The following is a 16,882-nucleotide window of genomic DNA, read 5'->3' as shown; positions in this document are numbered from 1 at the left end:
GAATTTAATGATTTATGACCTCATAGTGCAAGCGGGCCGCTGCTGCAATTGTTCATAGTGAGGCCTTGGCTGGCGCATACAGCCGCCAGTCCTGCCTATCGGAAATCGAACACCATGCAAAAGAAACACCTGACCCTGGCCGTACTGGTGACGGCGATCTGGGGGCTTAACTTTCCCGTTACCAAACTGGGCCTGGCGGCGATTGATCCGCTGTTGCTGACGGCTCTTCGATTTACCCTGGCGGCGTTACCGTGGGTATTTTTTGTCAAACGCCCGCCGATCGCGATCAAGTGGCTGGCGGCGTATGGATTGATTTTCGGTGTGGCGATGTGGGCGCTGATCAACCTGGGCATCGAATGGGGCGTACCGCCCGGCACTGCAGCGCTGTTGATCCAGTTCAGTGCTTTTTTCACCATGGGTTGGGGGGTATTGCTGTTTCGCGAACACCTGAGCCTGAGGCAGATGCTGGGGATGGGGCTCGCCGTGTTGGGGCTGGTCAGCATCATCCTTGCCAGCCCCGGCCATGGGACGACCCTGGGTTATGGCTTGTTGCTGGTCAGTGCCTTTAGCTGGAGCGTCGGTAACGTCATCATCAAGCAGTCCAAAGTCCGGGAAATGTTCGCCTTCGTGGTCTGGGCGAGCGTGTTTCCACCGATCCCGTTGCTGGCACTCACCTGGCTGGCGCATGGGACGGCGCCCTTTGCCGCTTTGGCCACTCAGTTTGAGTGGGTGGCGGTGTTCTCACTGTTGTTTCAGGTCTACGCGGCAACGCACTTTTGTTATTGGGGCTGGAATTTATTGCTGCGCGAGTACCCGGTGTCCACGGTGGCACCGCTCTCATTGCTGATACCGGTGTTCGGGATCGCAGGCTCGATGCTCATGCTGGGGCACAGGGTAGGTTTCAGCGAGGGAGTTTCGATGGTGTTGATCCTGTCGGCGCTTGCCGTGGGGTTTGTAAAAGGGCCAGGGCTTAGTCCGAGATTTCAGTTACCGGTATGGTCTGGTCGTCGGAAGTCTGCGCGCCGCTTTTCTTCTCTCGACGATCGTTGATCCATTTACCTACCTGCGCCGGGAATTCAGCGGGCGATTTTCGGCCGACCTTTCTTGCGAGATCAAGGATAGTTTGTTGGGCCAGAGCCTCTTCCATGCGTTTTTGTGCCGTCATCATCGCGGCGTGAACCGAGCAATGACCGTCCAGCGCCCAAGCAGGCGGCGAACCCTCGAACAGGGCGCAGCGGCCACGAATTTCCCGACAATCGAAAATGAGCTTCTGGCCGTCGATAGCGTTGACGATATCAAGAATGCTGATTTCGTCAGCAGGCCTTGCCAGCTTAAATCCGCCGCGCACGCCTTCTGTCGCTACAACCAGTTTTGACTTGGCCAGCTTGGTGAAAATCTTCGCCAGGTAGTCCTGAGGTACCCCTTGCAACTCTGCAAGATCGCGCACGCTCGCTTCCCGGCTTTCGCCGCCATCACCGACCAAAAAAAGCAGGCAATGAATGCCGTACTCAACGCCTGCGCTGTAAAGAGACATCAGTATCTCCGACTTAATTAGTCGCATATTTTAGCAGTGATCAGTAAGGCGGGCAACGCTCCTGGGGGGCGTAACGGGGAGGGGCCGCCTTTAAAGTTCAATAAAACGCCTGATTTCAGTGCGCAAATGTCGTATTTAATGGTCGTTGTCTCCTGTTTTTGTCTGAAGCACTTGCGGGTGAGGGAGGTAGAAAAAGATTGCGCTCAATAACTACGACTAATATAGTCGCCGTTATTGGGGCTCGGTGGCGATCGTCTTTCCGGGGTCGCTTTGCTCGGGCTTCTCATCAGGGGGTAAAAAATGAAACAGCAGATTCTGATTGTTGGCGCAGGTTTCGGTGGGATGTGGACGGCTTTGAGCGCGACGCGACTGTTCGACCTTCATGGTCATAACGAAGTTGAAGTGACCGTATTGGCCCCTCAGGCCGAGTTGCGCGTGCGCCCGCGCTTTTACGAACCTGATGCTCATCGCCTGGTCGCACCGATTGGCGAATTGTTCGATGCGGTAGGCGTGAAGTTCATCAAAGGGGCCGTTGACACCATCGATGCTCAGCAAAAAAGAGTCGGCTACATCGATGCCTCAGGCACAAGACAAGTGTGCTGCTACGACAAGCTTGTTTTGGCCACAGGCAGTCGGCTTGCGGTGCCTGACACCCAAGGTGTGGCGCAATACGCTTTTGATGTGGACCAGATTGAGCACGCCGTGCGGCTGGAGCAGCACCTCAAGTCACTGGCAGACCTTCCGCAAAGTCAGGGTCGCAACACGGTAGTGGTGGCAGGTGGCGGCTTCACCGGCATTGAAACAGCGACCGAAATGCCAGCTCGCTTGCGGGCCATCTTGGGTGCTGATGCGAACGTTGAAGTGATCATCGTGGACCGTGGTGAAAAAGTCGGGGCGTCAATGGGGGCTGAAATCAGCCAGTCAATCGCCGAAGCCAGCGATGAACTGGGGGTGACATGGCGCTTGAAATCGTCCGTAGTGGCTGTTGATGAGCAGGGCGTTACCCTTGGCGATGGCCAGCGAATCGACGCGAAAACCGTGGTCTGGACCACTGGAGTACGGGCCTGTGCGTTGACCGCGCAGATCCCGGGTGAGCGCGATTCGCTTGGGCGTCTGCATGTGGATGCCCACCTTAAAGTCATAGGCCAGAACGACATCTTCGCCACCGGTGATGTTGCCTACGCTGCAACCGATGACCTTGGGAACCATGCGCTGATGACATGTCAGCACGCCATTGTTTTGGGGCGTCACGCTGGCAACAACGTTGCAGCCCAGATTCTGGGCGTGGCACCGATTGCGTACAGCCAGCCCAAGTACGTCACGTGCCTGGATCTGGGAGGCTGGGGTGCGGTTTACACCGAGGGATGGGACCGCCAGGTCAAGTTGACGCGACAGGAAGGAAAAACGCTCAAGACGCAGATCAACACGGTGTGGATCTACCCTCCGGCGGCTAATCGTGAAGCTGCTTGGGCGGCGGCGGATCCATTGATTCCGATTGCCTGAGACGGATGCTCCGGGGCAGCACTTGCTGAGGATTTAAGCCGGGCTGTCGCTGAATTTCAGGCACAAAAAAAGACGTCCGTGGACGTCTTTTTTTGTGGATTTGGTGGAGCCGGGGGGATTTGAACCCCCGTCCGCCAGTACTCCGCTGTCGGTACTACATGCGTAGCCGTATCTATTAAGTTAACCCTCAGCGACCCGAAGGGCAGGGTGCTTTGGGCGAGTTGTGTAAGTTTTAGCCGCTTCGTCCACAACGTACTGCACGGCGATCCTGTTCTATATGACAATCACTTCAGGTTTACAGGCATCCCCTAGTGATTGCTGGACCCGAAGGTACCAGGAGGATGGCTAAGGCAGCTTACGCTGCGAGAGCTTGACCCTCGTAGGTTTCGTCATTGGCAACTATAAGTAGTTGCAACAGTGGATTTACGAGTTCTGTTACCAACTCGGCATGCACCTAGAGTTTCGCAACCGGCGTCGAATCCTAAACGGCCCCGATGCTTGCTGTGTAACCAGCAAGCTTGCGGAGTGTACGCCTTTGTGGCGCAGAAGGCCAACCCAAAGGGGTTACTCACCACCTTTGTTGTTGTCTGCAATATCCTGAAGCGTCTGGGTGGTCAGTGAAATGCAGTTATCAATGCCTTCTTTTGTGCCTTTGGCTTGTTCGGCCTTGGCTTCTGCGACCCGGCTCTCGACGCTGTCTTGTAAGTCGGAGCTCATTTCTCCAGAGCTGACCACGGCGTCCTTGATTTTTTGCAGGTTGATTTGGCAAAGGTCTGTCGCCGCAAATACCGGAGAGGCCAACATCACAGCGGAAATAAACAGACCAGCAAGAGCGGTACGCTTCATGGGAAAACTCCTTGTGCTCATGATAGGCCCGGTGGCTCCGGGCTCGGTTTTATGCCCCAAACGTTGGGGCGTTAAGCCAATTGACTATAGCCACGCTCAAAATTTCTGCCTGTAATTGGCCATTATTTATTAAGTTTTTTTACGCTCGAAAACAGGGCTGTCGCACGATTTTGGGTCGTCGTTGAAGACGTATCTCGATAGGTCGCTAGCTCGCGCCAGAGTTTGTGAACCCCCGAAGGCTGCGATCTTTTAAGGTCAAGAGATCGCAGCCTTCGGGGGATTTGGGGTTACAGGGTTTTGGCGCCCGTTACCCGGTCCACCAGGTAGACCAGCCCGTGGTAATCAATCCCGCCATGTTGGCTCAGGCCAATTTCGCACGTTCGGCTGGTGGAAATTCCTTCGCTGCAATGCTGCACCGCGTCTTTCAGGGTGCGCAGCGAGTGGGCGTTCAGCTCAGGTGTGGTGAAGCCTTTGTCGCCGGCAAAACCGCAGCAGTGAATGCCCTCCGGGATCACCACTTTGGAGCTGCACAGGCGTGCGATGTCGATCAGTGCCTGGCTTTCACCCAGGTGCTGGGTGCTGCAGGTCACGTGCACCGCAATCGGTGCGGTTTGCGGGGTGAAGTTCAACTTATCCACAAGGTGGGTGCGAATGAAACGCACCGGGTCGTACAGGTCGAGGCGGGTTTCGCCCAGGTCTTGCACCAGGCGCAACGTGCACGGGCTGGTGTCGCAGTAGATTGGGTCAAGGCCGCCACGGCTGGCATGCAACAGTGCACCGATCAGTTCCTGGCGCTTGTGCTCGGCCTGTTCACCATAGCCTTTGGAGGCGAACGGCTGGCCGCAGCACAGGCTGTCCATGTTGTCGGGGAATACTACTTGGTAGCCGGCCTTTTCCAGCAGACCGCGGGTTTTGTCCAGCAGCGACATCTGTTCTGTGTCGCTTGCCGCCGGGCCCATGACCCGCGACACGCAGGCCGCAAGGTAGACGACCCGGGGGCGGGCATCCTTGACGGGCGGGCTGAAGCGGATCGCCCGTTCCGGCTGCGGCATGGCGTTGGTCCACAATGGCACGCGGCCCTTGCTGGCCTTGGTCAATGCAGACGAGATTTTTGTCAGGCGCGGCGCCCCCAGCAACATGCGCGCACCATTGGCCACATGCAGCGTGAAGCGGGCGCCTTGCAGTGTGGTTGCAAAGTGATTGCCCAGCCAGTCGGCAGTTTTAATGCTGTTTGCGCTGCGGGCACGCAGTTTTTTTACCAGGTCGCCGGTGTTGATGCCTACCGGGCAGCGCTGCGCACATAAGCCGGTCGCCGCGCAGGTGTCGATGCCTTGGTAGGCGTAGGCTTTTTCCAGTTCAGTGGTGTCGATGCCGGCGCGTTTTTTAGCCTGAATATCGCGCCAGATCACAATCCGCTGGCGGGGGCTGAGGGTCAGTCCCTTGGACGGGCACACCGGTTCGCAGAAACCACACTCGATGCACTTATCCACAATCTCGTCAGCGGCAGGCATCGGTTTGAGGTGCTTGAGGTGGATATGCGGGTCTTCGCTGAGCACCACGTCGGGGTTGAGAATGCCCTGCGGGTCGAGCAAACGCTTGAGTTGCCACATCAACTGGTAGGCGTCGCTGCCCCATTCCAACTCCACAAAGGGTGCCATGTTGCGCCCGGTGCCGTGCTCGGCCTTGAGCGAGCCGCCGAATTCCACGGCCACCAGTTGCGCTACGTCATCCATAAAGGCCTGGTAGCGCGCCACTTCTTCGGGGTTGTTGAAGCCCTGAGTGAAGACGAAGTGCAGGTTGCCCTCCAGGGCGTGGCCGAACAGGATCGCTTCGTCGTAGTGGTGCTTGTCGAACAGCTCGATCAGGCGGTTGACGCCGATGGCCAGTTGTTCGACCGGGAAGGTCACGTCTTCGATGATGACCGTGGTGCCGGTTTTGCGCACCGCACCCACAGCCGGGAAGGTGTCCTTGCGGATGGCCCACAGCTTGGCGTTCTCTTTCGGGTCCTCTGTGAAATCGACTTGTTTCTCGACCGGGAAGGTCGACAGCGAGGCCATGATTTGCGTCAGTTGCTCGTGCAGCAAGGTCTGGGACGCGGCGCGAGATTCGATCAACAGGGCGCAGGCATTGGCCGACAGTTGTTGTACGAAAGCCGGCATGCCTGGCTTGTCCTGCACTGAGCGCAAGCTGCGGCGGTCCAGCAGTTCAACAGCGGAAACGGGCTGGCTTTTGAGCACGGTAACGGCATTGCAGCAGGTTTCAACGTCCGGGAATACGATCAGTGCCGAGGCTTTGTTCGGGTGGTCGATCACGGTGTCGTAGGTGACGGCGCTGATAAAGCCCAGAGTGCCTTCGCTGCCCACCAGCAGGTGGCTGAGGATATCCAGCGGGTCGTCGAAATCCACCAGGGCGTTGAGTGACAGGCCCGTGGTGTTTTTCAGGCGGTATTTGTGGCGAATTTTTGCCGCCAGTTCGGCATTGGCGCGGGTCTCGCGGGCCAATGTCGCCAGCTGTTCGAGCAATGGCCCGTGGCTTTGGCGAAAGGCGGCGATGTTGGCCGCGTCTTCGGTGTCGACCCGGGTGCCATCGGCCAGCACAACGCGCAGTCCGGCCAGGGTGTGGTAGGTATTCTGTGCGGTACCGCAGCACATGCCGCTGGCGTTGTTGGCGACGATGCCGCCAATTTTGCAGGCGTTGATCGAGGCCGGGTCGGGGCCGATTTTGCGCCCGAACGGGGCCAGCCACGCGTTAGCTTGCGCGCCAATGACGCCGGGTTGCAGGCGGATTTGCGTGCCCTGGCCGCGAATCTCCTTGGCGTTCCAGTTGTCCCCGAGCACGATCAGCACGGAGTCGCTGATGGCCTGGCCAGACAAGCTGGTGCCGGCGGCGCGGAAGGTGACGGGCACCTGGTCGCGTCGGGCCAGACGCAGCAGTTCGACCACTTCGTCCTCAGACTCAACGCGAATCACCAGCTTGGGGATCAGCCGATAAAAGCTCGCGTCAGTGCCAAAAGCCAGGGTGGAGAGCGGGTCGTTGAAACGGCGGTCTTGCGGTATCAGCCGTTCGGCATCGCGCACAAAGGCGGCGGGCAGACTCATGCATCCTCCAGAATCAGCACGATCAGGTCTTTCGGGCCGTGGGCGCCGTAGGCCAGTACTTGCTCGATGTCGGCGGTTTTCGATGGGCCCGACACCAGCAAAGCGTTGGTCGGCATACCTGCGGCCCAGTTCATTTCGCGCTGTACCTGATAGAAGTTGTCGCGAATTTCGCTGGCCTTGAGCAGGGCGAAATGCACCGGTGGTACCAGGCTCATCAGTCGCGGCTCTTCGGGGGTCGGCCACATGATCAGGCTGCCGGTGGCGGCAATCGCGCCCAAGGTGGTGGTCAGGCTGGCCGGGGTGTCGTTAAACAGTTCGGCTTTCCATTCTTCCAACGGTCGGTCGTAGGCTTTGAGTGTCGGCAGCGCAGGATTTTGCGCCCAATGCGCGGTCACTTTTTGCCCGTGGGCTGTGGTCGGGGCGATCAGCAAGCTGGGCAATTGACGGTCGGTGACCAATTGCGCCAACAGCGCGGGCCAGTCCTGCTCGGTGCTTAGGTGGATCTCGGTGTGTACCGCTTCCATCAGTTTGCGCAGTTGCGGGATGCGTTGTTCTGGAGTGTAGGACCAGGGTTCCGTCACCAGCACTTCGTCGAAGTTGTCAGGCACAGGTGTGGTGCCCGTCAGGCTGTTACGCAATTTGTTGAGAATGTTCTGTTTAGCGCTCATCACTGGTCTCCCGACTTTTTCGCCAAATGCTCGCGGGCCATATCGTGCAGCGAACGGGCAGCGGGTTTGGGGGCGCTGTGGTTTTGTGTCCACGGGCCGACATTGCTCGGCGTGAGCCCGCGCAGGCGGGTGGCGGCCTTGAGGAATACGCGGTACAGGGCAGGGGAGCTGTTGAGCCTGGCCCACATGTTCCAGATCAGGCGTTCCTTGCGTGAGTACTTGCTGCCCTGGCCGCGCATGATGCGGGGCGAGGTATCGGGTGCTTTGACGTTCTCTTCACGCAGGCGGCGCAGCAGGGCCGGGATCGGAATTTTTACCGGGCACACTTCGCCACAGGCCCCGCACAGCGACGAGGCGCTGGGGTGGTCCGGCACTTTGGCCAGGCCGACCATGTGCGGTGTGATGATTGCGCCAATCGGACCGGGGTAGACCTCGCCGTAGGCATGGCCGCCAATGCGGGTGTAAACCGGGCAGTGGTTCATGCAGGCACCGCAGCGAATGCAGTTCAGCGTCTGGCGCAGTTCGCTGTCGGCAAAGGCCTGGCTGCGGCCGTTGTCGAGCAATACCAGGTGCACTTCTTCAGGGCCGTCCAGTTCACCGGGCTTGCGTGGGCCAGAGATCATGTTTACGTAGGTGGTGATCGGCTGGCCAAGGGCCGAACGGGTCAGCAGCGATACCAGCGGTACAACGTCACGCAGGTTTTCGACAACTTTCTCAATGCCGGTGACGGCAATGTGCACGGGCGGCACGGTGGTAGACATACGGCCGTTGCCTTCGTTTTCCACCAGCAACAGGGTGCCGGTTTCGGCAACGGCGAAGTTGACACCGGACACGCCGATATCGGCCTCGAAGAATTTTTGCCGCAGCACGCGACGACCGATCTGGATCAGTTGGTCCACGTCTTTGGTGTAGTCAACGCCGAGCTTTTCGTGGAACAGGTCGGCTACTTGCCCGGCGTTCTTATGAATGGCAGGCATGATGATGTGGGACGGTTTTTCGTTGTCGAGCTGAACGATGTACTCGCCCATGTCGGACTCAAGGCATTCAATGCCCTGGGCGCCGAGCACGTGGTTCATCTCCATCTCTTCGCTGACCATCGACTTGCCTTTGATCACTTGCCTGGCCGAGCGGCGGCGAGCAATCGACATGACGATTTCATTGGCCTGGTCGACGGTTTCAGCCCAGTGCACCTGCACGCCGTTGCGGGTCAGGTTGGCTTCCAGTCGTTCCAGCAGGTCGGGCAGTTTGGACAGCGCGCGGGCGCGGATGGCGTTGCCCAGGGCGCGCAAGTGTTCGCGCTCATGGGCGTCGCTGAAGGCCACGGCGCGTTTGGTCATCAGTGAATCCATGGCGCTACGGAAGTTGTTCCGCAGTTGCTGGTCAGCCAGGGCTTCGTGGGCGCGCTCGCGGAAATCTTCTTCCACTGTAACGGTGGGGATCAGTGTGCTGGTGTTCATTGCTCACCTCCGGTGCGCTGCCACAGGAAACTGGCCAGATGCTGGCCGCGCAGGGCTTCTTTCTGTTTTTCCAGCGAGCCGTTGATATTCATCAGGCAGCCGCAGTCGGCGGTAAGCACCTGGTGTGCGCCGGTTTCAATCAAGGAGCGGGTTTTGTCGGCGACCATGGCGCCGGAAATATCGGGCATGCGTACGCTGAATGTCCCACCAAAACCGCAGCATTCACTTTCGTGGCTGTGGTCGATGCGTTCCACATTGCTTAGTTGTGCCAGCATTTCGCGGCCGTGCAGGTGGGTGTTCATCTCGCGGCGTGCGGAGCAGGAGGTGTGCAGGGCGACTTTTACGGGGGCGCCGTGGTCCTTGAATTGGACCTTGCACACAAACAGCAAGAATTCGGTGAGCTCAAAGGTGCGTTCGGCCAGGGCATGAACCTTCTTCAAGGTTTCGGGCTCGTCTTTGAACAAGTCTTCGTAGTGTTCGCGCAGCATGCCGGCGCAGGAGCCGGACGGCACGACCACCGGGTAGTCTTCTGCGAACAGGGCCAATTGTGAGCGGGCGACTGCACGTGCCTGATCGGTGTAGCCCGAGGTGTAGGCCGGTTGCCCGCAGCAGCTTTGGCCCTGGGGGTAGTCAACTGCGATGCCTTCGCGCTCGATCAGGTGAATGGCGTCCATCCCGGCTTCGGGGAAGAACAGGTCGACCACGCAGGTGCCAAACAGATAAACCTTGCGCGGTTTGTGCGTGGGGTATTGGCGCGGGGTTGGCAGGGGTGGGGCGACGCGGGTCGCATTAGGCACGGCATTGTAAAAAAGCTCGCTCATCAGGCGTCTCCGGGTGGTCCCGGTTATGTGTCCACGCGAGCGGCTGAAATCTTCCTCAGCCGCCGGGCAGACCGGGTTTTGAATGATTGGCGCCGGCGTGTAGGCCGGCGCCTTTTATCGTGCAGTAACCATAGCGCTATTAATGCACCAGCATGCCGGTGAACCAGTAGGCCTGAGCCAGTGTGATCAGGCCGACGATGGTGGCAAAGAACAGGCTGTGTTTCAGGGTGAAGCGGAACAGGTCGGATTCTTTACCCACCAGACCGGTTGCTGCGCAGGCCACGGCGATCGATTGCGGGGAAATCATTTTCCCGGTTACGCCGCCACTGGTGTTGGCCGCGACCATGAGTACGTCGCTGACGCCGATCTGGTGGGCGGTGGTGGCTTGCAACGAGCTGAACAGGGCGTTGGACGAGGTGTCCGAACCGGTCAGGAACACGCCCAGCCAGCCGAGGAACGGCGAGAAGAACGGGAACGCCGCGCCTGTACCGGCCAGTACCAGGGCCATGGTGGATGACATGCCCGAGTAGTTGGTGACGAAGGCGAAAGCCAGCACCATGCCGATGGACAGGATCGGCCAGCGCAGTTCGTAGAGGGTCTCTTTTAAAGTGGTAAGACCAGTCTTGATGTCGATTTTCAGGATCAGCATCGAGATCAGCGCAGAGAAGAAAATCGCGGTCCCGGTGGCTGAAATCGGATCAAGTTTGAACACGGCAGCAATCGCCGTGGGGGCGTTCACGATCGGTGCGGTTTTGATGACCAACTGATCGAGATGCGGGATCGCGAAGTTGAATACCCAGCCATACATTGCACCGCCCGGTGAGAACAGGGCCTTGAACGGTTTGAGGGTCCAGATGGTGACCAGTACGGTCAGGATCAGGAACGGGGACCAGGCTTTTAGAATCTGCAGCAGGCTGTAGGGCGACGCCATCAGGTTGGTCGGCTTGCCAAAACCTCCGGCGCTGGCGGTGACGGTAACGTCCGAGCTTACGCCAGCGATCTGTGCGCCTGCGGTGCGTTTTGGCTGCCAGACTTTGAGGAACAGGGTCAGGCTGATCAGGCTGGCCAGGGCTGAGGTGATGTCCGGCAGTTCCGGGCCAATGTAGTTCGAGGTGAAGTACTGAGTAATGGCGAAGCTCAAACCTGCCACCAGCGCTGCAGGCCAGGTCTCACGCACACCGCGCAGGCCGTCCATCATGAACACCAGCCAGAACGGCACGAACAGCGACAGCAGCGGCAGTTGGCGACCGGCCATGGCGCCGATCTTGAATGAGTCGATGCCGGTGACTTGTCCAGCCACGATGATCGGGATGCCGAGGGCGCCGAATGCGACGGGCGCGGTGTTGGCGATCAGGCACAGACCTGCAGCGTACAGCGGGTTAAAGCCCAGACCTACGAGCAGTGCGGCAGTAATCGCTACCGGCGCACCGAAACCGGCTGCACCTTCAAGGAATGCACCAAAGCAGAAGCCGATTAGCAGTACCTGCAGGCGCTGGTCGTCAGTGATCGACAATACCGAGCTGCGGATGATTTCGAACTGGCCGCTTTTGACGGTCAATTTGTAGAGGAATACGGCGGCGACGATGATCCAGGCAATCGGCCACAGGCCATAGGCAAAGCCATAACCCGCTGCTGCGAAGGCCATGTCGACAGGCATCTGGAAGGCAAAGATGGCCACCACAATCGACAGGGCCAGGGTGATGGCACCGGCGACGTGCCCTTTGAGGCGGAAGACGGCCAGGGCCAGGAAGAAAAATACGATCGGGATAACGGCCGCGAATGCGGACAGGCCGAGGCTGCCGAGCGGATTGTAGAGCTGTTGCCAGGTTTGCATATGGGGTGGCCCCTAATTGTTATTGGTTGATGCTGCTGATTGTTTTTGGGTAATTGGTATTACCAATTTACAATCGCTGTTGGCTAGGTTAAAAGCCTTATGTGGCATGTGTCAATTTGCCGCCTCTAAATCTTTGGTCGAGGTGTTCGTCGTCCGGGCATCTGATGGGGTTATGGGCGGTACTTCTGATGGGTGTGTGGAGTGCGCCAATCGGCGAGAATAGAGGGCCCGGCGTGTGGTCGGGAGGGTGGAGAGCAGTTATGGGGTTTGATCAAATCCGTCAGCGCCGTTTGTCGGACGATATTGTCGAGCAGCTTGAGGGCATGATCCTTGAGGGGACGTTGAAGTCGGGCGAGCGCTTGCCGGCCGAGCGTGCACTGGCCGAGCAGTTTGGTGTGTCGCGCCCGTCATTGCGCGAGGCGATCCAGAAGTTGTCGGCCAAGGGCTTGCTGGTCAGCCGCCAGGGCGGTGGCAATTATGTGGCGACATCACTGGGTTCGACCTTCAGTGACCCCTTGCTGCAACTGCTGGAAAGCAACCCCGAGGCTCAGCGCGACTTGCTTGAGTTCCGACACACGCTTGAGGCTTCGTGCGCTTTTTACGCGGCATCGCGGGCGACCGAGATGGACCGTGACCGGTTGCGCCTGGCGTTTGAGCGATTACAGGATTGCTATGCGCGGGTTGATGAGGTCAGTCGCGCAGAAGAGGGGGAGGCTGATGCGAACTTCCACCTGGCCATTGCTGAGGCGAGCCATAACGCTGTGTTGCTGCACACGATCCGCGGGTTATTCGATTTGCTCAAGCGCAACGTGGTGACCAATATCGGAGGCATGTACAAGCAGCGCAGCGAAACGCGCGACATGCTGATTGGTCAGCATCGCGAGTTGTATCTGGCGATTATCGAAGGTCGGGCGGACGACGCTCGGGAAGTGGCGAGCCGGCATCTGGTGTATGTACAGGAAGTGCTGGAAGAGGTGCGCCAGGAAGTACAACGCATGGCGCGGGCCGAGCGGCGCAATGGGTTGTGAAGATGCAAGCCTGTAGCCGCTGCCGTAGGCTGCGTCCGGCGACGAAGTCGTCGTAAAGCCGGTGAACGCGACCTTACTGGCAGGTCGCGTTTTTAGCATTTACGATCGCTTCGCAATCGGACGCAGTCTCGCAGAGCTCGTCAGTTGCTACAGGGGGCAGAAGATCTAGTCTTCCTTGCCTTTGTTTCGCACTGCGCGCTGCAGCTCGCGATCGGAATCACGCTCGCGCTCGGTATGGCGCTTGTCGTATTCCTTCTTGCCTTTACCCAGGGCAATTTCGCACTTGATCAAGTGCTTGCTCCAGTAAAGCGAGAGGCAGACGCAGGCGTAACCCTTCTGCTGCACGGCGGCAAACAGCTTTTCCAGCTCGCGCTGGTTTAGCAGCAGTTTGCGGCTGCGCGTCGGGTCGGCGATAACGTGGGTGCTGGCTGTCGTCAGGGGCGAGATATGGCTGCCGAGCAACCATGCTTCTCCATCCTTGAGTAGCACGTAGCTGTCTACCAGCTGTGCCTTGCCTGCACGCAGACTTTTTACTTCCCAGCCGGCCAGGACCAGACCAGCCTCGAACCGATGTTCGATGAAGTAATCGTGTCGCGCTTTTTTATTCTGCGCGATGGTCCCTGTGGGGTGTTTCTTCTGTTTAGCCATAGGGCCGGCATTATAGGCAGTTGCGAGCGTGTCGGCTATGGGCACCTGCGTGCTTGAGCACGTAGGTTGATTCCCGGACAATGCGCCCTCTTTTTTTAGTGGTTGGGCGTAGTAACGATGTCGACAGACAAGGTTTCTGTCCACGGCAGTTGGGCAAGCCGTTGGGTCTTTATTCTCGCTGCGACCGGTTCTGCCGTGGGTTTGGGCAGTATCTGGAAATTCCCCTACATGGTCGGCGTCTATGGTGGCGGCGCTTTTGTGTTGGTGTTTTTGGCGTGTATCGCGTTGATCGGTGTGCCGGTGATGCTGGCTGAAACCCTTATCGGGCGGCGCGCACGGCTCAGCCCGGCAAATGCCTTGAAGGTGTTGGCGGTCGAGGCGGGGCATTCGGCACGTTGGTCGTGGGGGGCGTTTGCCGGGATGATCACGGCGTTGCTGATTTTGTCTTTCTATAGCGTGGTGGGCGGCTGGTCGCTGGATTACATCATCAATATGGGCAAGGGCGATTTTCAGGGAGCGACGGCCGATGAGGTCGGTGCGTACTTTGGTGGCGTCATTTCGGACCCTTGGCGCCTGACGTTTTGGCACACCGGGTTTATGTTGTTGTCCGCATTTGTGATCGCTAGGGGGGTAGTGGCGGGGCTTGAGCGCAGTTTGCGGATCATGATGCCGATTCTGTTTGTGCTGTTGCTGGTGCTGCTGGGTTACAGCATGACCACCGGGCACTTTATGGAAGGCGTGCATTTCATGTTCGACTTCAACCCCGACCGCGTGCTCGACGGCGTGCTGGCGGCGATGGGGCATGCGTTCTTTTCGCTGAGTGTCGGCGTGGGTTCGATCATGATCTATGGCGCCTACATGCCCAAGAATGCATCGATCTCCGGGACGGTGGTGGGTGTGGCGCTGATTGACACTTTTGTCTCATTGCTGGCCGGGCTGGCATTGTTTCCAATTGTCTTTGCGTCGGGGTTGAACCCTGGTGAGGGGCCGGGCCTGATGTTCGTGACCTTGCCATTTGCCTTTGGCAATGTGGCATTCGGTCAGTTGATGGGCGTGGTGTTCTTTATTCTGGTGGCCGTGGCGGCCTGGAGTTCGGCCATTTCGTTGCTTGAACCGATGGTGGCGTATCTGGTGGAACGCACCAAAATGCGACGGTTGTGGGTCACGTTCTGGCTGGCGTTTAGCTGCTGGTTTGTCGGCCTGGGCACGGTTTTTTCGTTCAACATCTGGAAGCAGGCCAAGTTTTTCGTGAATGAAGGCTCAGGCTTTCACTTCTATCAGTGGGGCGCTGCCGGCGGTCTGGACTTCTTTGGTGTCGTCGATTTCTTCACCTCGCGTATCATGTTGCCTTTGGGTGGACTGTGCTTTGTGGTCTTTGCAGGCTGGATCATGGGGCGCGGTGCGGTTCGCGACGAGTTGTCGATGCGCAGCCCGGTAATGTTCGCCCTGACTCTTTTTTTGATGCGCTATGTGGCGCCACTCGGCATTCTGATTGTGTTTGCCGCCCAGCTGTGGAAGTAACGCTGACATGACTACCCATATCCAACGCTCGGCCTTGCTGCCTTACCCGGCGCAGGCGCTTTATGACCTGGTTAACGATGTTGCGAGCTACCCGCAATTTTTGCCGTGGTGTTCGTCTGCTGAAATTCTGGAAAGCACCGAGGTGCTGATGCGCGCCAGTTTGGGGGTAGCAAAGGGCGGCTTGAGCCAGCACTTTGTAACCCGCAATACGCTGGTGCCGGGGCAGTCCATTGAAATGAACCTTGAAGAAGGCCCGTTCACCAAGCTACATGGCGTGTGGGTGTTCAAGCCGCTGGGCGAAAAGGCCTGCAAGATCAGTCTGGACATGACCTTCGATTACGCCGGGGCCATTGTCAAAGCAACCCTGGGGCCTTTGTTCAATCAGGCGGCCAATACGCTGGTGGATGCATTTTGCCAGCGAGCCAAACAGCTGTATGGCTGAGCCCATGATTGAAATCGAGGTGGTCTATGCTGCTGTCGAGCGCCAGCGCCTGTTGAACCTGACAGTGCCAGTGGGCACGACGGTACGGGCTGCGGTGCTGGCATCGGGTATTGGTGGTGAGTTCCCCGAGCTTGATCTGGCCGGTTGCCCTGTGGGGATTTTTGGCAAGCAGGTGGCAGAGCCTGAAACCCGAGTGCTGCAGGCGGGTGATCGCATCGAAATTTATCGCCCGTTGTTGGCTGACCCTAAAGAGATTCGCCGTCAGCGTGCGGCTAAAGCGGCCGAGGCCAAGCGTCTGAGCCAGACCTGATCGCTATATCGCAGACAACAAAAAGCCCGGCATGCCGGGCTTTTTTGTGCCGAACACTTATTGTTCGGTTGTATCCAGAGGTTCTGGCGTAGGTACCGGTACGGTTTCAACACCGTCTACGTCTTTCTGGATTTGATCAAGCAGCGAGCCAGGTTTGGCTGGCGCTTCTTTCTTCTCGGCTGGAGCCTGAGCGTCCGGTGCGGTCACGTCTGTGCCACCGGTTTTGCCGAGAATGGCTTCGTCGCGGCTTACGCCAGGCTTGAAATCGCCCGACAAGCTCACGAGCTGGTCGTTTTGGTTGAAGAACACGCTCACGCGTTCTTGTTGGCGCTCACCGCCACCGGGCTGCAGGCTATACAGATAATCCCAGCGATCCGGGTGGAAAGTGTCAGTCAACAGGGCGTTGCCCATAATAAACCGCACTTGCCGACGGGTCATTCCCGGGCGTAACTGGTTTATCATGTCCTGTGTGACGACATTGCCCTGTTGGATGTCGATTTTGTAAACCCCGGGGAATGAACAACCGGCGAGTGCGAGCAGTCCCACAAAGGTGAAACTGGTTAGCAAGAGCTTGGTGTTTTGCATCGGTGGGCGACTTCCACTATCTTGGCTGGGACAACGTAAACGCCGATCATACCCGTATTAAGAGGAGCTGCGAAGCAGCTTCCGCGAGAAAGCTAACCATGGTTGAAAATAGCGAACTACGTAAGGCCGGACTTAAGGTGACTCTGCCACGAGTCAAAATTCTACAGATGCTTGACTCTGCCGAGCAGCGTCACATGAGCGCCGAGGATGTTTACAAGGCACTTATGCAGGCAGGCGAAGACGTCGGTCTGGCCACGGTTTACCGTGTTCTGACCCAGTTCGAGTCAGCGGGGCTGGTGATTCGCCATAATTTTGATGGCGGTCATGCGGTCTTCGAATTGGCTGATGCCGATGGTGGCCACCACGACCATATGGTCAACGTGGACAGCGGTGAAGTGATCGAGTTTTTCGACGAAGACATCGAAAAACTGCAGCACGCCATTGCAGCCAAGCACGGTGTTGAGTTGGTGGATCACAACTTGGTGCTGTACGTGCGCAAGAAAGTTAAATAAGCATGTCGCGCGAATTACGGTTCGCGAAACGATCGAAGGCGGCCCAAGGGCCGCCTTCGTGCTTTCTGATATCGG

The 16,882-nt window shown here is 58.2% G+C and carries 16 protein-coding genes and 1 other RNA gene; 7 read left to right on the top strand and 10 right to left on the bottom strand.

The window, feature by feature from the left end; all coding sequences use genetic code 11:
- The first annotated feature begins 114 nt into the window (after nt 1-114).
- A complete protein-coding gene (locus tag BLW11_RS00745; RefSeq protein ID WP_048362110.1) occupies nt 115-1,050 on the top strand; it encodes an EamA family transporter in 936 nt (311 codons plus the stop codon).
- On the opposite strand, the gene BLW11_RS00740 is transcribed toward BLW11_RS00745, so the two are convergent.
- Nucleotides 971-1,534 carry an RrF2 family transcriptional regulator gene (locus BLW11_RS00740; protein WP_048362170.1) on the bottom strand — a complete coding sequence of 188 codons (564 nt, stop codon included), beginning with the start codon at nt 1,532-1,534 and terminating at the stop codon, nt 971-973. The two genes, BLW11_RS00745 and BLW11_RS00740, sit on opposite strands and share 80 nt — an antisense overlap.
- A 300-nt stretch (nt 1,535-1,834) precedes the next feature.
- Here BLW11_RS00740 and BLW11_RS00735 point away from each other — a divergent pair, with 300 nt between their 5' ends.
- Entirely contained in the window at nt 1,835-3,037 is a 1,203-nt protein-coding gene (locus tag BLW11_RS00735) for an NAD(P)/FAD-dependent oxidoreductase (protein ID WP_048362111.1), read from the top strand.
- 101 nt (nt 3,038-3,138) lie between these two features.
- Here BLW11_RS00735 and ssrA read toward each other — a convergent pair.
- From ssrA to BLW11_RS00700, 7 genes are all read right to left on the bottom strand, one after another.
- Nucleotides 3,139-3,530: a transfer-messenger RNA gene (gene ssrA / locus BLW11_RS00730) on the bottom strand.
- 71 nt (nt 3,531-3,601) lie between these two features.
- Nucleotides 3,602-3,883 (bottom strand): hypothetical protein, encoded by a 282-nt coding sequence (locus tag BLW11_RS00725; RefSeq protein WP_048362112.1) that lies wholly within the window; start codon nt 3,881-3,883, stop codon nt 3,602-3,604.
- 287 nt (nt 3,884-4,170) lie between these two features.
- Nucleotides 4,171-6,981 (bottom strand): FAD-binding and (Fe-S)-binding domain-containing protein, encoded by a 2,811-nt coding sequence (locus BLW11_RS00720; protein ID WP_048362113.1) that lies wholly within the window; start codon nt 6,979-6,981, stop codon nt 4,171-4,173.
- Nucleotides 6,978-7,649, bottom strand: coding sequence for a LutC/YkgG family protein (locus tag BLW11_RS00715; protein ID WP_048362114.1), 672 nt, complete (start codon nt 7,647-7,649; stop codon nt 6,978-6,980). Before BLW11_RS00715 ends, BLW11_RS00720 begins: the two co-directional genes overlap by 4 nt.
- The gene (locus BLW11_RS00710) at nt 7,649-9,106 is read right to left on the bottom strand and encodes a LutB/LldF family L-lactate oxidation iron-sulfur protein (protein ID WP_048362115.1); all 1,458 of its coding nucleotides are present in this window, start codon (nt 9,104-9,106) and stop codon (nt 7,649-7,651) included. Before BLW11_RS00710 ends, BLW11_RS00715 begins: the two co-directional genes overlap by 1 nt.
- Nucleotides 9,103-9,927, bottom strand: coding sequence for a (Fe-S)-binding protein (locus tag BLW11_RS00705; RefSeq protein ID WP_048362116.1), 825 nt, complete (start codon nt 9,925-9,927; stop codon nt 9,103-9,105). Before BLW11_RS00705 ends, BLW11_RS00710 begins: the two co-directional genes overlap by 4 nt.
- 139 nt (nt 9,928-10,066) lie before the next feature.
- Nucleotides 10,067-11,761, bottom strand: a complete 1,695-nt coding sequence (locus tag BLW11_RS00700; RefSeq protein WP_048362117.1) for a lactate permease LctP family transporter — start codon at nt 11,759-11,761, stop codon at nt 10,067-10,069.
- A 260-nt stretch (nt 11,762-12,021) separates the two neighbouring features.
- Here BLW11_RS00700 and BLW11_RS00695 point away from each other — a divergent pair, with 260 nt between their 5' ends.
- Nucleotides 12,022-12,789, top strand: coding sequence for a GntR family transcriptional regulator (locus BLW11_RS00695; protein ID WP_048362118.1), 768 nt, complete (start codon nt 12,022-12,024; stop codon nt 12,787-12,789).
- A 165-nt stretch (nt 12,790-12,954) separates the two neighbouring features.
- Here BLW11_RS00695 and smpB read toward each other — a convergent pair whose 3' ends face one another.
- Nucleotides 12,955-13,437, bottom strand: coding sequence for an SsrA-binding protein SmpB (gene smpB, locus BLW11_RS00690; RefSeq protein WP_048362119.1), 483 nt, complete (start codon nt 13,435-13,437; stop codon nt 12,955-12,957).
- Between the two features lie 117 nt (nt 13,438-13,554).
- On the opposite strand from smpB, the gene BLW11_RS00685 reads away from it, so the two are divergent.
- The 3 genes from BLW11_RS00685 to BLW11_RS00675 are packed head-to-tail and all read left to right on the top strand — an operon-like array spanning nt 13,555 to nt 15,710.
- Nucleotides 13,555-14,958: a sodium-dependent transporter gene (locus BLW11_RS00685; protein WP_048362120.1), complete on the top strand. Its 1,404-nt coding sequence runs from the start codon at nt 13,555-13,557 to the stop codon at nt 14,956-14,958.
- A gap of 7 nt (nt 14,959-14,965) precedes the next feature.
- Nucleotides 14,966-15,400 (top strand): type II toxin-antitoxin system RatA family toxin, encoded by a 435-nt coding sequence (locus BLW11_RS00680; protein ID WP_048362121.1) that lies wholly within the window; start codon nt 14,966-14,968, stop codon nt 15,398-15,400.
- Entirely contained in the window at nt 15,393-15,710 is a 318-nt protein-coding gene (locus BLW11_RS00675) for an RnfH family protein (RefSeq protein ID WP_048362122.1), read from the top strand. Before BLW11_RS00680 ends, BLW11_RS00675 begins: the two co-directional genes overlap by 8 nt.
- A 57-nt stretch (nt 15,711-15,767) precedes the next feature.
- Here the strand turns inward: BLW11_RS00675 and BLW11_RS00670 are convergent, their stop codons facing one another.
- A complete protein-coding gene (locus BLW11_RS00670; RefSeq protein ID WP_048362123.1) occupies nt 15,768-16,295 on the bottom strand; it encodes an outer membrane protein assembly factor BamE in 528 nt (175 codons plus the stop codon).
- Nucleotides 16,296-16,393: 98 nt separating this feature from the next.
- On the opposite strand from BLW11_RS00670, the gene fur reads away from it, so the two are divergent.
- A complete protein-coding gene (gene fur / locus BLW11_RS00665; RefSeq protein WP_048362124.1) occupies nt 16,394-16,807 on the top strand; it encodes a ferric iron uptake transcriptional regulator in 414 nt (137 codons plus the stop codon).
- Nucleotides 16,808-16,882 lie beyond the last annotated feature (75 nt).

Source organism: Pseudomonas deceptionensis (genome assembly GCF_900106095.1).
GTDB classification, from domain to species: Bacteria; Pseudomonadota; Gammaproteobacteria; order Pseudomonadales; family Pseudomonadaceae; genus Aquipseudomonas; species Aquipseudomonas deceptionensis.
The sequence above is the reverse complement of the archived record's forward strand: the minus strand, read 5'-3'. Positions and strand labels throughout refer to the sequence as shown.